Here is a 14,514-nt window from a genome sequence, read left to right as displayed (position 1 = left end):
CGATCACCGGCCCCCAACGGCAATACTGCTGGCCCCCAAACGCAATATCCGGTGGCCCCCAAACCTCCAAATACTCAATATGTCAGCGATCTGATCCCCCGGCACGCCTGTGCTGCTCACTCCTACACGACATTCCCATGGACGATCGGGCCCGTTTCCGCACTTGCGGAAACGGGCCCGCCTCCCGGAATCTCAGCCGATCGCGCGATCGTCACACAGCTTGAACACTCTTCCGGGGTCACGGTCGAGGCTCACGTGATCGATCATCACCAGTCGTTCGTCCTTCGAGTCCACCCCCAGGTTGGCAAGAACCGAACTCACTCTTTCGCAGGTCAAATCGCGGTCTGCCGCCTCGAGAGAATGTCGCACCAAAAGAATGTGCTCTCCCAAGCGGGGGTGACTAAACCGCGCCACGCCCGGAGATGATTCTATTACTTCCCCGTCGTAACCATCGGCCCAAACCTTCACGGCGGCATGCAAACGGCGCTCGTCCACGCTCAGTGCACCGCGCCGCAAAACTCCGAGTAGATCCCTTGCAAGTCGCCAATCAAGAAGCGCATGGAAGGACATGTTGCCATAATCCCGTAGGCACTTATAACAAGAAGACGAGCAAAGAGGAGCGTGATCGTCTCTCTCAAGACGATTCAGGAATACTTCGACCTCCGACAAGAAGGCCGGAAATACGCTCTCACTACCCAAATGAGTCGCAAAACCAGCGCCGTTCTCAAGTGCGTCCGCAATGAACGCGTACGGCACCGGGCGCCGTTGAGCGTCTGTACCGGCGTAGATGCCAGCCACCAATTCAGGCGGCTCCACATCCAGAAACGCCGCAGCCATCTTTCGAAGGAGATACGCAAGCGAAAACCAAGCAGCCCGCCTACCATCAACAGGATCTGGAGCACCGTTCGGCTGGAACCCGACAGTCAGGTCAAGCCGAAGACCGGCCTCTGGTACGACCCCCGACTCAGGACCGACGAAGAGAAAGTCGGTCGGCTGGACCGCTCCGAGAGCCACATCAAACGGCTCGCCTCGCGCGGCGCCCTTCGGCACGAGATTCTTCTCTAGCGCGTCAACGGCGACGTACCCACCCCAGTCAGACCAGCCAGGAGTCGCCTCCTTAAAGGCGAATAGCTTTCCTGCATTATCATTAATGACGAACCGCCGACCGGGACCACTGAACGTTCTAGTGAAACCAAAATTAGCGTTCTTCAGTTCTCCGAAATCCGCCAAAGCTCGTGAAGATACGCCGCGGGGGAACCATGCGAAATTCCCATCGAAATCTCGTGAAGCGTCACCGCGGAAGCCAAGGGGCTCCCTCAGAGGGATCGACGAAAACGCTTCGAGGTTGCCGCAATTCGGACAGCCATCCTCGCCGCTGACCAGGTTGTCCGCCAAGAACGAGCATGACTTGCACAACGCGACGGCACGCTCGATCCCCAGCGCATCATCTTCAACGCGTTGTGGTCTACCTCCAGCCGTCGGCTCGAACGCCGCCACCCCCACCGCCGTGTGGACGCGGCCGTCGCGGACTAACTCACTCATTGGCGCAAACTGCCCCACAGCCATCGTCAGATCACGATCGATGACGTCCGCGGGCGGCCACGGGTACGACTTGGTCGGTCGTTCGAGGTATAGATGACGAACGCTCGTTGGGAAACCAAACATCGGCAAGACACCGTGCTCGGCGAGCCTCTGGCTCAGGTCGTCATGTCCGTGGCTCCCGTCCGCGGTGGCTTTGTCAATGAGTGGCAGTAGCCCGTCGACTACCGCGGAGGCTATCCTCGAGCGATTAGCAGCTAGCTGTGTCTTATCAGTCAGCGCCTCGACAAACGCCTCTATGTCCACCTGGTTTTCTCTCAACCAAATTCCAAGTTCCGCTCGAATTGATGGCCACTGCGCCACCAGGCCGAAGGCCCCGTGAACGTTAACCGTTGGACTGAACGACTCTGCGTCGAGCTGCATCGAGATATCAGACATCGCTCGCCTCAAAACCATAGAGCGCAAAGTGCGCCCCACGATCTCCTCGCGGCCCATCGCGAGGTACGGCTCGGGAGTTGGATCGTTGGTTATTTTACCGGGCTGATCGAAGTAGTACTCATCGTGACTCCTCCCCCTGCAGACGGTGAGAGCGATAGCGACCGGATTACCACGCCGTCCCGCGCGGCCAACGCGCTGCTGATAGTTAAACCGAGTCGGCGGCATATTACCCAGGACCACCGCACTCAGAGCGCCTATGTCGACCCCCGCCTCCATCGTGGTCGTCACGCTCAGTAAATCTATCCCATCAGCGCGATCAACCTCTTCGTCGTCACCTGTCCCTAAAAATACGCCTTGGAATCTCGCCTGCCGGGCCTGGGCGTCAATTCGATCGGTTTGGCCCGTAAGCTCCGCGCAATTAAACCGGAATTGCCCCGACTTCCTAGTAGCTTTCCACCCGTAGTAATCCAGCTCCGAATTTACATCGACTTGATCAGCTGGGATGCGCCTACTGCAATAGGTGCAGTACCCACACCCATAACTAAGGTGGATTCGGCTACAAGACTCGCATCGCCAACCTCGCGCAGACGCACCCCGTAGAACTACTCGATCAGGATCTATTAGAAAGTCCCGGACGGCTCCACCGCATTGATCCTCGAAGATCTCTCTTAGCTCATGCTCGCTCGGTCCACCGTCACGTTCAATCGCACGCCACAGATTCCGAAGTTGCCGGGGCGGATCCTCACGAGGGGAGCGCATATGGTCAAATCGACGGAGACCTGCGAGAACTCGTAAACTCGACCTAGCAAAAGCCGTCTTACTGTTCTGGGGAACCTCAAGTGGTTCGTTATCAGTGGACAGCGAGATCCAACCCAAACCAAGCGACTCGAAATCCCTGCCCGCACCGGAAAACAGTCCGTCCAGAATTTCCTCAAGAAGGGATTCACCGAGCCTATCAAGGAGCGCTTGTTGCGACACGGTAGGACGAGACCGCTGCGCCGGCGGGTTAACGTCCCATCGAAATAGGCTAGACCAGCTTCGAGCGTCGGAAGTCGATTTGAGACTCGCATGGGGACCCCCAGGATTGACACCCATCGCAAGCAGTCGATCGGCGATAGCTCCTGCGTAATCCGACAGAGTAGGGCCGCGCAGGATCCGGGCAGCGATAGAGGGCTCGCTTTGCGGGTCTGCCCCCGGGCGGCCTTCCCAAATCTTCACTAGATTTTCGTAGGCGGGGTCTCCCCGCTCTTCCAATCGTTCGACTGCTGCCCACGAGGAAGCAGACTTGATGTTTTCCGCATAGTGCAACCTTGCGAGCTCAAGATCGGACCCAACGGTCTCATACCCGGATAGCTCGCGATGGATCAGCAAGCGCAGTAGATCTTGATAATGCCGCAGGTCGAGGCCGGCCGCCATTTTAGCGGCATCTTGTCGACTATCGGTGAAGAGAATCAACTTGCGCTGATCCTCAGGAAGCGACGAGGCCAATTCGGACGTTAGAACCTGATTGATTTTCTCAAAACCGGTCCGCATACCTCGAATTGGAGATCGTTGGGCGAGCGGATCCGTCGGAGCGAGCCGATTTCCATCTCTACCCCAAAGAACTTCCCAGTCGTCCCCGCACGACGGGCATTGAGTAGGAAATGGACTTACTGTCCACGGCCCTCGACGCGCGCGGGCAGCGGGCCGAACCCTTGCATGGAAAGTCCACCCGGTTGCAGTCTGGCGGGTACCAGTGTTTTCGATTCTACCCGTCGACGACGAAAGCCTGCTGCGACGGAACGAGTACTCAACCGCTGATTTGTCGCGGGTCCACTTGGGTCGTTCAATCGAGTCCAGACTCCGGGTCGGATTCGGCCAGTAGACAACGTAGTTTTCTGCCGTCCTTTCCAAACGAACTTGGTCTGGCAACTTTGCCAACTCAGGAACGTCAGCTAACAGCAGAGTGTTCAGTCGGTTGCTCTGGGCCTCCCCTTCCGGTGTGAAACCACCAAGCATTACATCGCCACAGCTCTGGCAATATAAGAGCTCTAGGACTCGCGAACCGCATTCACAACGAGTCACGGGGTCGGCATACAACTTTCCGACAGACCGCTTACTATCCGCGTAATCGACAGCAGTGCACTCCGGGTTACAGCACGCCCACACTCCGGGTATGTTACGGAAGAAGTAATGCCCTCTCATCTTTGGATCGGACGGATTCGCCTCAGACGCAATCCCAGTGAGCAAGCGCCTCAGAACCTCTTCTGCGTCCGCCGCGTCACAGGCGGGGAACACACGCGACGCCACTTCGGTGATTGGCCGAGCGATAGTCTTACCTGTTTCGCTCTTATCAGAATCCCGGAAGGCAAGCCGAAGCGTGTCCATGACACCCTCGGCCCTTGCGAGCCTCGCCAGCTCGATATCGTCGGGCATCGCCTTGAGTCGTTCGGCGAGCTCCCGCGAAACTGAAGGACCGCTGCTCGGCATTAACACCGAACCCGGAACAAACTCGAAGCTGTCCGCGTCTACGGCGAAGAACTCTTCAAGGTAGTCACGGTCCCGGTCGGGATCTATCGACGCGGAAGCCGCCAGAATGCGTAGCTGTTCCGGCCGACCTGTAAGCCCGAGCCGTTCCTTGAGGTTTCTCAGCAAGTAAGCGACCTCACTCCCCGCCGTGCCGCGGTACATGTGCAACTCATCGACAACAAGCGTGAAGCGATTTCTCTCATCCTCGTCGAGCCATCGCCGGGTAGATTCGAAAAACTCACTGTCTCGATCGCGTAGCAACATGATGTTGAGCATCGAGTAGTTCGTCACTAAGATATCCGGCGGCGAGTCGATCATGTCCCACCTAGATCGCATTTCCGCACCATCTAGTCGAGGAACGAAATACCGCGTGTCATCATTCCCCGTTAGTTCCGCAAGTTCGTGAGCCCGACGAGCGCGGCGCTCTGTCGAGCGTAGAACTTTTCTTAGTCGCGATACCGCCGACGATGTTTCCGCAGACCCGGTAACAGGAGTAGCTCCGGTGTAACGGCCGAAGAAGAACCTATGGCCGGCGCGGTTCTCGTCTAGCCAGGTCCGGACATCGTCACTATCGAGCGCTCGCCTCATCCGCATCAGCTGATCGTCAACCAAAGCGTTCATTGGGTAGAGAACTAGCGCTCTGACCGCTTTTTGTCTCCCAGATTCGCCTCGCCGCTGGGGAACAAATTCGCGTCCACCCTCCCGCCACCAGGCCGATGACTTAGCCGGGGCACCACCCCATCTCCGTGATTCCTCAAGCAGTGAGCTAACAATAGGAAGCATGAATGACTCCGTTTTTCCGGAGCCCGTCCCCGCCGTTACAACGAGGTTGCGCCCAGCCTCCAACCCTGCTCGCAGAGCGAGCTCCTGGTGCGCGTAAAGAGACAACCCGGGCGGAATCAAGCCCCTCATAGCGAACTCAGCTAGTTCGTCGGGTGCGTCGGCTTTCCGAGCCGACTCCTCGAGAGTTCGGCCGAATGTAGCGTATTCGGGACGGAGTTCAACTAGTGGGTTCCTGTACGCCCCGTTATCTCGGTCGAACAGAGCCCGCCGCTCTTCTTGCAAGCGGTCGTCTGCAAGCCGAAACGGAGTGTCGTAATATCTGAAATAAGCTTCCTTAAGACGATCAAACGTTTCCTGCACATCCATTGATCTCGCCTTTCTCGAATAAATAGCCTCACTGAAGGGCGGCTGATTAATCTTCCAAGGTTTGGTGAACCGATTTTGACACGCTGATCGCCACACTTCGCGGCACGTTATAGAATATCGAGTCCCCTGTAACGCGACTGACCTCCGGAGGCACCGCGCTACATAGATAAAGTGCGCGCGCCTGCAGAACCGGCAACTGTACCCCAGGATCAGTTATCAATCTCCCGATCTCTTCATCTCCACTGACACGGTCCCGAACGAACCGGAAACCTTTCAGACCTTTCTCTAGACGATCGAACATTACCCCGGTTGGAAAATCGCACTGGTACCAACGCCCCATCTTGTAGAACCGGTAGATTGGCTTCTTATAGTTAGCAATCTTATACAGCCCGTTGCCTGACGGGCGGGAAGTTACGAATCTCAACGCGCCGTCGGTCGAAAGCTTCTCGACACGGTCGTTTCTGGCAGGTGGCCCAGCCGCCGTTTTCAGGGAAATCGGAGGAAGCCGATCGGCATTTTTTTCAGCTGCATTGCCGACATAGCTAACACCGACCGACCTCACCGCCGATATCAGCTCACCGAAGCTATCTGCCTGAAGCAAAATTGTTGAAACGGGCGCCAGCTGTCCCTCCGTCTGGTTCGGCCGTTCAATATGAACTGCCACAGTCTCGGACAGCAACTCGATCAGCCCCTTGCGGCGCAAGCCGGTCAGCGCGACAGTTCCACCGGACACGGGGAGCAGCACCGCTGCTGGAGGCGCGATTGCCCACCGCCCACTGTTCCAGTCCAGTTCCACGTGGCCGAGAGCGGAGAGCTCGCGCATCCATCTGCCGACCTCGTATTTTTTCGGATTCACATCAGAGTTACGGGCCAGCCAAGTGATCCGACTTCGCAAGTTGTCGATATCTCCCGAGCCTGTTTCGCTCATCCAGGCCAGTAAAAGGTCAGCGTCCATGCGATACTTCCCAAGCAGCGATGGCGAAGCGCCACCATAAACGATCGTTCGTCTTGACTGAGCCAGAAACATGGTCCCAGATATTCTGGGCCTTCCTATTGAGTCTTGTCATATTAGGCTCGCCCGGGGACAGCCGATGCACTATCCATCCGCTATATCGACGCTGAAGCAGCCAGGCCCCGGAGTCACGCCGGATCTCGAAATACTTGAATGGAAGACTAAGTGGATGCGCGGGCGGTTCTGGCTCTACGAATCGGCGAACGCTACCGTCATTCTGAATGAGCCAGCTCTCTAACGCGTTACGCTGAAGTAGGACTAGGCCCGGATCCTCCTCCTCGCCCATCCATCCACCGCTGATTTGGTGCGGGCTGCCAGTACTGAGCTGGCCGTCTTGCCAACCCAATTCGCCTACCCCTGGCGGAACATACTCAGCACCCGCGCTGGACATCGTTGTGAAAGCCAAGCAGACGCCGTCTGCCTCGACAGTGTGTGTGCCAACGGCATATGGGCCGAACCGACTTAATGGAATCGGGAATATAGATGCGCGGAAAGTTTGATGCCGATCCCCATCTAGCGTCACCTCCACTTCGCGGTCACCCTCTGTAACTGGGATGACTAAGTCAGGCTCCCCGCCCGCGAGATAGGTGGAACGATCTATTAAGCGGTGTAGAGGTAGTCCTTCGATGAAACGCGGCCGTGCACGCTGCGAACCCTTAAAACTCCTTGCCGTCGAACTCGGAACTTCGTCTAGAACAGCCATCAGCTTGGTCTCGTCCGAAAACACCACCCCAAAGTAGATCGTAAAGCCGGGGAGCACCTCGTGCGCCATTCGGCTTTCCATCTTGCGCCACCCCGAGTCAGCGGCGCCATTGAGTAAGCGTTCAGCACTGATCAGCATCGTCGGCGATACAACCAAGAGGTGCTCTTCGAAGGCCTCTACTGACTCCACCGAAATCCATCCCCCAGCATCCGCATCTTCCCGCATCACGCAAAAGTCGAACGGTTTGAAGTGCGCCTCATATACCTCGCCCACAGCTTGAAAACCTCTGCGAACATCTTCAGACCGTACGGGGGGCAATCCTTCCGACTCAAAGAAGGCGCTGTATTCGTCGGGAGTTAGAAGCGCTGCAAATTCCCCGCCCGTGGTTTCTCCCTCTACGATGTCGGATTCGGCTCCCCTAGGCGCGGAGACTACCCACCAAGCGTCCGGCGCATCGATGTCGACGGCCAGCTGAACATTGAGTCGCTTCAGCCCTCTATCTGTGACTATGTCACCGTCCCACCCTTCAGCCCATCCATAAACAATGGGCTCGAGCATTGTTGACAGCGCCGGGTCTCGGAGTACCTCGACAAAGCGCCAGCTTAAACCGCGGTCTTGGTGGTGCGCCCAGATTCGCAAACGCTCGATTAGAGCGGGTGCCGACGGAAGGCTCTCATTAAAAATCTCGGCCGAGTGAAAAAATTGAGTCAGGATTGCCTTGTCCGACTTTCTCGCAATCGCTTGAGAAATTGGGAAACCGATTCTACTGAGATGTTCGTTGGCAGAAATTGTAGAAGTGCCAACACGCTCTTCATTCTGGCCTATCCATTCATCTAGAGCCCGCCACATTTCGGCGACGTCCGCGAAGGCACCTCGCTCCCTCAACGCGTACCGCAAGTCGCCAATTTGGCTACGAGATCCATCGGGAAGGATTGCCTGCGCGAGACGCATATAGTAATTGTGTTTGGCTCCAAACGCGTCGCGGCCCATGTCGCTTGCGGCAAGTACACTAAGAGCGAGTATGGGCAACGTCGGCGGGGGTCCTTCTCTTTGACCACGCCTCCAAAGCGACTGCATCTGGACCATCGAGCTGAACATGAGGCTTCCGCGCTCAGGGGGGGCTGCGCTCCGAACCGCGCGCGCCAGTGACCGCCGCCCATCCTCCCCGTGGGGCGCTAGCTGCTGCAGCTCGTCTTCGTCGATAAACATGACGACGGTGCCCCCGTTGCAATCGGCGAAGAACTTGGAGGCCAAGCCCGCCTGCCACTCCTGGTACACGCCTGGAAGATCGTCGGGGGACCTAAGCATGGACTCATGTTAATGTGGCACGCGGACGTTTGGGACCGGCCTTTGAGATCCTCGCCTGAACTTTAGGGACGAAGCGCCCTCGCCAGGCTGGACTGGACTGGACTGGATGGAAAAAATACCTACCTCCGAGAGCGCAGTTTGTCTTCTCTAAACACTACTGCGCGGAGAGATTCCCATCGGCGCCTTGAAAACGATAGGACCCTTGTTTTTCGAAGGACGGCACCGCATCAATCGCGGACCCAAAGCAGTGGACGAGCCGCGAGATTTCTCGAGCGATTGCCGAAAGATTCGGGGCGGACACCATAGAGGAGAAGCTCGAAGGCCAGCGGGCTGGTAAGCAGTTCGAGCTGGCTGTGCAAGAGTTCTTACTTGCTACATTCCCCTATTGCGGATCACTCCGCCCAGGCCAGTGGCGCATTGAGAACGTGGGAGGCTCCCGCGGGTCCCGGATGGTTGGTGCGAGCCTCCCGCAGGTGGGTTGTCGAATCTTCGCTCGCGCCCCCGCCGTCTGGCTCAGCGAACACGGCTACAGCGGCCTCATTGACGACGAGGACCAGCGCCGCTGCAAGCAGTTTCACCACTGACACCTGGGTCACGTCCGGTCCGGGGGCGGGCCCCAGCCTGCACCATCTTCCGCAACGTGTCTTCCGCCGAAGAGGTTGCGAACTTCGCGTCAGCTCCGGTAATCGAGCTCGTAGGCTCGCTTTCACAGGATAAGGAAGATCCGGCTGCGTCGTTAGATCGTCGCCGTTTACGCGCGCCGCAGGCCGAGCTCTACGACCTGCACGTGGACCCGAGCGAGCTGTGCATCCTCGCCAACCTGCTCGCGTCACTGCAGTTCCGGACCGGCCTCGTCGAGACGATGCACCTGCGAGCGGACTACTCCTCCGGTGTCTGCCGGGCGATCCGGAAGGCGGTGTTCGCGTCGGGGACCCCGCAGTAGGTCGCCGTCTGCAGCAGCAGCTCCTTGATCGCGTCCAGTCTCAGCCCGTTGGTGCAGGCCCGCCCGCAGGTGCATCGCCAGCTCCTCGTGGTGGCCGCGCGCCACCAGTGCGGTCAGCGTGATCATCGAGGGTGCGCGACGGTCCAGGCTCGGCCGCGTCCAGATGCCGCCCCACTCGCACGGGCCGCGCATCCCATTCCGGGGCTCGCGGTCACCATGCTCACCGTGCTGCTCGCCGCGAGTATGGGAGTGCCTTCGCCGCGACCCGACCGGACGGCATGACCGGACTGCATGACCGGGCGGCCGCTCCCGGATCGGGCAGGTGCCAACCTCGTCGTCGTTGTCGTGGCTGTCTCGGGCGTGTCACCCGGGCGCGGCGCTACCCGCCGGCCCTGACCTCCACCAACTCCCACTCCCGCACCGGTCCGGCCGTGTGTGCCTGGCACATCGTGAAAATCGGCTCGCTCCAGCTCTCGCGCAGGCGCACAGCCACCGGGCCGCTCGGGCCCTCAAGTGTCACAGCGACGTGGTTGCCGCCGTCCGCATCGGCCACCTCTCGGACGTCCAGAGGGGCGAAGGCATCGATGCGGTCATCTCCCAGCAGCGCGCGAGCGTGATGCTGCGCCACCTGCACCTCCGCCGGATAGCTGCTGCGTCCGCGCAGATACCGCTCGTCGACGCGGCCTTCGGTGTAGCGGGCGACGATGTCGGCCGGGTCCTGCGCCTGGTCGACGCGGCCGTAGAAGAGACCGTGCGGCAGGACGAGCATCGTCGCGGCAAAGCGGTCGCCGCCCAGGTGGGAGCACTCCCAGGTCGCCTCCGGGTACCGCTCGGCGATCCGCGCCGCGGCGCTGCGCCCCCGCACGGCGCAGCACTGATCGTGCTTGCCGTGCGCGCACACGGCGACCAGCGGGTCCGCTGACGGGGTGCCGGCGGAACCGTCGAGGGGGATCTCGGCGTACCCGACCGGGCCGTCGACCTCGCCCCACCGCAGCGACTCGTGCCCGGGCCGGGCGTCGGCGAGCGCCCACCGCCAGCGTGGCTCCTCTGTATGACGACGACGACCCGGCCTGCGGATCGCGGCAACCCTTACATCCGCTTCCTGGGCGCGCCCGGCGATCTCGCGACCCAGCTCGGGCGGAAGGAGACCCGGCGAGTCCAGCAACGCCGAATACCCCCACGGGCCGGCCAGTTCGACCATCAGCCACCGCAACCCCCGGGAGCCCGACCCGTCCAGGGGATCGCCGCGGCGCAACGACGAGTCACTGCACGGCTCCCAGTCCGCAGGCCTGCTCACAGCGCCACCACCACGCCCTCCCGCAGCAACCGCCGGAGAACCACCCGGCCGTCGTCGGCATCGAGGCCGGGCAGCGAACCAGCGCTCACGGGGTCGCCCTCGAGGACAGCGCGCAGGGCGGAAGTGCACACCGCCGGGAACGTCACCGACTTGGTGGGCAGCCTCAACACCACCGTGCCGGGATTGGCGGCGTCGGCGTCGGCGTCGGTGCAGTCCACACGTGCATGGAGCCCCTCGCGCAGGTGCAGCCGGGTGTCGGGCTCGAGGGCAGCGACGGCGTCGAGGGTGGCCAACGGGCGGATCGCGGCGGGTCTGGTGAGATCGAGGTACTTGCCAGCCAGCGCGTCGCCGGCGAGAGCGCTGAGCTGCTCCTGCTTCTCGCCGATCAACCGGGCCAGCACGTCGAGGACCTCGCGGGCGTGGGGCTCGGCGCGCGCGGCATCGGCCGGGGCGAGCCCGAACGGCAACGACGCCCGCAGATCCTCCTCCGAGGCCAGTGCCTCGATCATCGCCGTGGCGACGTCGTGCCCGGTCAACGGGGCCACGCCCACCGTGAGGTGGATGGACGTATCGCCCTGCGCCTCGGCCGAGTGGACCCAGCCTCGCGGCAGGTAGAGGCAGTCCCCCGGCTCGAGCACGGTGTCGATGACCGGCTCGTCCTTCGCCCGTTCGGCGATCGCCTCGCGGTGATCGGTCCACGGCTGGTCCGCAAGCGGATGGTGGTGGACGGGCTCGTGCACCCGCCACCGCTTGGTGCCGGACACCTGGAGCACAAAGACGTCGTGGACGTCGTAGTGCGGATCGAACCCGCGATTCGCGGGCGGGGTGATGTACGCGTTGGTCTGCACCGGATGCCCGATGTCCGAGGTCATGCCGCGGACGAAGTCGATGATCGGCGGCCAGAACCGGTGCAGACCCTGCAGGACGAGCGTCGCCCCGGCGGCGTACTGCGTGAGCACGCCGTCGGGGTCGAGCTGATCGGCGATCTGCGCCCCGAACCCCGCGGAGCGGGTGAAGCACGCCCGGTCGACGAGCGTTCCCTCCCGCGCCATCCGGACGAACGGCGTGCGCACCCCGCGCTCGGCGACGATCTCGTCGACCATCGCGGGCGAGAGCAGGTCGGAGTAGTCGCGTGGCAGCTCGGACGCCCGGGTCAGCAGGGGCCGCTGCCCCCACACCCGAGCCGCGAACTCATCCGAGCCGCACGCGACGCACCGATGAAGCGCCCGCAATTACTGCGTGCCGTCAGCGCCGCCGTCGGCACCATCCGGGTTGGAACCGCCGTCGGCCACCCCTTCGCCGGTGTTCGCGGAGCCATCGGCGGAACCGTCCGCGCCACCGTCGTGACCGTCCGGGTTCGAACCGCCGTCAGCCAGGCCCTCGCCCTCGCCCTTCATGTGGTGGGCGGACCCGTCGGCGCCGCCGTCGTGGCCGCCGGGATTGGAACCGCCGTCGGCGATGCCCTCGCCCTGAGCGCCGGACGTGGTGATGTCGTCGTCGTTGATAGCCATCTGCGTTCCTCTCGTCGGTGCAGGTGCGAAACCTGCAGGGAGTCGTGCGATCTGGCCACGTGTTCCGGCAGCAGGCCGGGACACGAGGGGCGTGCAGTTCCACTATGGCACTGGACCGACCTCTATACGACCGAAGCCGCCGCCGGTTCGGCGTAACCGGGCGACCGCATCGTTTCCGGGCGGCGGCGGTCCTCGTCGTCGTCGTCGTCGTCGAACTATCCCCGCGCTACCCCGAACCCGCGGTCGACCCGGGACGGGTGGGCATCAGAGGCTGACGCCGCCGGGGCCCCGGCCCAGCGCCTCGGTGACGGAGGCGAACATCGTGGACTTGATGGCGCCGAGAGTGGTGCGGTCCTTGCCGAGGATCGGCTGGAGACGCCCGAGCGCCGCGGTGACGATCTCGGCCTCCGCAGCGGTGTCGTCGACGAGGCCCGCGGCCTTCGCCTCGGCACCGGGGTAGCGGTGGCCCGTGCTCATCGCGGTCATGGCCGTCTGCGGGGTCGTCTTGGCCTGGATCAGCGCCGCCATGCCGGGAGTGAACGGGATGTTGATGTCCACCTCCGGGAAGCAGAAGTAGCCGCGATCGTCGCGCATCACCCGGTAGTCGTGGGCCATCGCGAGCATCGCGCCGCCGCCGAAGGCGTGCCCGTTGACCGCGGCGGCCGTCGGCAGGGAGAACGTCAGGACGCGCGAGAACAGCTCGTGGATCCGGCCGACGTACCAGTCCAGGCGGTCCGAGTTGGCCATGAGCCAGTCGAGGTCGAGGCCGTTGGAATAGAACTTGCCCGACCCCACGGTGACGAGCCCCTTCGCGGACTGCTCGACCTCATCGAGGTGGGCGTTGATCGCGTCGAGCCGGTCCGGGGAGAAGCGGTTCTCGTCGCTGCCGAGCGTGAGGACGGCGATGTCCTCGTGGTGGGTCAGGGTCGGGGTCATGGGTGGTCCTTTCGGGTGGTGGGGTTGTGGGGTGGGGGTGGGTCGGTCGGCGGCGGGGCGGTCGACCGCTACTCGTCGAGGAAATCCTGGATCCACCGGCGAATGTCTGCCAGGGTCCCCGCATCCACCTGGCCGGCATGGCCGACAACACGCCGGCGCGAAAGGGTGCGTATCTGCTCGGTCATCGCCCAGGAGTCGCGATCGAACACGTCTCCACGGAGCAGGACGTGGTTCGACCATCCGCGATCCACCGACGTCACCGGAACCACCATCACGAGAGTATCGGCGAGGGAGATGTGCGCGCGCGACGAGACCACCACCGCGGGCCGGCGACCACTCTGCTCACGACCCGCCACGGGATCGCGGACTACCCATATGACCTCCCCGGGGGTCGGGTCAGGCATCCTGCGCCCGCTCCCACCACTCGGATTCCTCGCGGTAGGACGCCAGATCCTCAGGCGATGTCGCGTCTATCTCCGCACGCAGGCGCTCGAGCCGCCGTTGCTTCTCGGCGAGTGAGGCGAGATACGCCAGATGATCGCCCAGCGTGCGGTGCCCCTCGGCGGCCTGCCTCTTGAGGAGATCCCGGAGGTCGCGACTCACCTTGATCGGCGTGTGGGACATACCGCAAGTATGCCCACGGTCATACCGCGGAGAGAGCGAAGTCGTCGCCCCCCGACGACACGAGAGCCGCCGCCCGGTCTGCGTGACCGGGCGGCGGCTCTCGCCTATGTGCGACTGCGGGGCCTCGTCGTCGTCGTACTCCCGACCGGCTCAACCCGCGACTGGCCACCCGACCAGCAGGTGCGCTACTTGACCAGCAGCTCCGCGATCTGGATGGTGTTGAGCGCCGCGCCCTTGCGGAGGTTGTCGCCCGCCACCATGAGGTTGAGGCCCTTGGTGCCCTCGATCGACTGATCCTGGCGGATGCGGCCCACCAGCGACTCGTCGATGCCCGCCGCGTCCAGCGGGGTCGGCACGTCGACGACCTTGACGCCCGGCGCCTTCGACAGCAGCTCGCGCGCCTGCTCCGGCGTGATGTCCTTGTCGAACTCCGCGTTGATGCTCAACGTGTGACCGGTGAACACCGGGACGCGCACGCAGGTGCCGGCGACCCGCAGCTCCGGCAGGTCGAGGATCTTGCGCGACTCGTTGCGCAGCTTCTGCTCC

At 62.2% G+C, this 14,514-nt stretch carries 11 protein-coding genes and 1 pseudogene; 1 reads left to right on the top strand and 11 read right to left on the bottom strand.

Going from position 1 to position 14,514, the window contains the following annotated elements; all coding sequences use genetic code 11:
- Positions 1–192: 192 nt before the first annotated feature.
- The 3 genes from G6022_RS16735 to G6022_RS00530 form a co-directional block, all read right to left on the bottom strand.
- A complete protein-coding gene (locus G6022_RS16735; RefSeq protein WP_241730972.1) occupies positions 193–2,736 on the bottom strand; it encodes a helicase-related protein in 2,544 nt (847 codons plus the stop codon).
- Between the two features lie 2,944 nt (positions 2,737–5,680).
- Positions 5,681–6,589 (bottom strand): hypothetical protein, encoded by a 909-nt coding sequence (locus G6022_RS00535; RefSeq protein ID WP_182639604.1) that lies wholly within the window; start codon positions 6,587–6,589, stop codon positions 5,681–5,683.
- Positions 6,579–8,300 carry a hypothetical protein gene (locus G6022_RS00530; protein WP_182639603.1) on the bottom strand — a complete coding sequence of 574 codons (1,722 nt, stop codon included), beginning with the start codon at positions 8,298–8,300 and terminating at the stop codon, positions 6,579–6,581. Before G6022_RS00530 ends, G6022_RS00535 begins: the two co-directional genes overlap by 11 nt.
- A 1,144-nt stretch (positions 8,301–9,444) precedes the next feature.
- Here G6022_RS00530 and G6022_RS00520 point away from each other — a divergent pair.
- Entirely contained in the window at positions 9,445–9,600 is a 156-nt protein-coding gene (locus tag G6022_RS00520; RefSeq protein ID WP_182639616.1) for a hypothetical protein, read from the top strand.
- On the opposite strand, the pseudogene G6022_RS00515 reads toward G6022_RS00520, so the two are convergent.
- The 8 genes and pseudogenes from G6022_RS00515 to G6022_RS00480 all read right to left on the bottom strand — a co-directional run.
- Positions 9,537–9,774 (bottom strand): annotated as a pseudogene (locus tag G6022_RS00515) (carboxymuconolactone decarboxylase family protein); the annotation flags it as partial. The gene G6022_RS00520 and the pseudogene G6022_RS00515 overlap by 64 nt on opposite strands.
- Before the next feature lie 205 nt (positions 9,775–9,979).
- Entirely contained in the window at positions 9,980–10,801 is an 822-nt protein-coding gene (locus G6022_RS00510; RefSeq protein WP_241730971.1) for a sucrase ferredoxin, read from the bottom strand.
- 92 nt (positions 10,802–10,893) lie between these two features.
- On the bottom strand, positions 10,894–12,129 hold the full coding sequence (locus G6022_RS00505) for a cupin domain-containing protein (protein ID WP_182639602.1): 1,236 nt from the start codon (positions 12,127–12,129) through the stop codon (positions 10,894–10,896).
- Positions 12,130–12,408 (bottom strand): hypothetical protein, encoded by a 279-nt coding sequence (locus G6022_RS00500; RefSeq protein WP_061917080.1) that lies wholly within the window; start codon positions 12,406–12,408, stop codon positions 12,130–12,132. It lies immediately after the preceding gene.
- A 264-nt stretch (positions 12,409–12,672) separates the two neighbouring features.
- Positions 12,673–13,344, bottom strand: a complete 672-nt coding sequence (locus G6022_RS00495; RefSeq protein WP_182639601.1) for an enoyl-CoA hydratase/isomerase family protein — start codon at positions 13,342–13,344, stop codon at positions 12,673–12,675.
- A 68-nt stretch (positions 13,345–13,412) separates the two neighbouring features.
- Positions 13,413–13,748 (bottom strand): type II toxin-antitoxin system PemK/MazF family toxin, encoded by a 336-nt coding sequence (locus tag G6022_RS00490; RefSeq protein ID WP_182639600.1) that lies wholly within the window; start codon positions 13,746–13,748, stop codon positions 13,413–13,415.
- Complete coding sequence (locus G6022_RS00485; protein WP_182639599.1) at positions 13,741–13,968, bottom strand: hypothetical protein; 228 nt, start codon at positions 13,966–13,968, stop codon at positions 13,741–13,743. Before G6022_RS00485 ends, G6022_RS00490 begins: the two co-directional genes overlap by 8 nt.
- 185 nt (positions 13,969–14,153) lie before the next feature.
- A partial coding sequence (locus G6022_RS00480; protein ID WP_277819473.1) for an Asd/ArgC dimerization domain-containing protein occupies positions 14,154–14,514 on the bottom strand: 361 nt, incomplete at its 5' end.

The organism is Dietzia sp. Cai40, from assembly GCF_014145165.1.
Classification (GTDB): domain Bacteria; phylum Actinomycetota; class Actinomycetes; order Mycobacteriales; family Mycobacteriaceae; genus Dietzia; species Dietzia natronolimnaea.
Note: the sequence above shows the minus strand (reverse complement) of the source record. Positions and strands in the feature narration are given on the sequence as shown.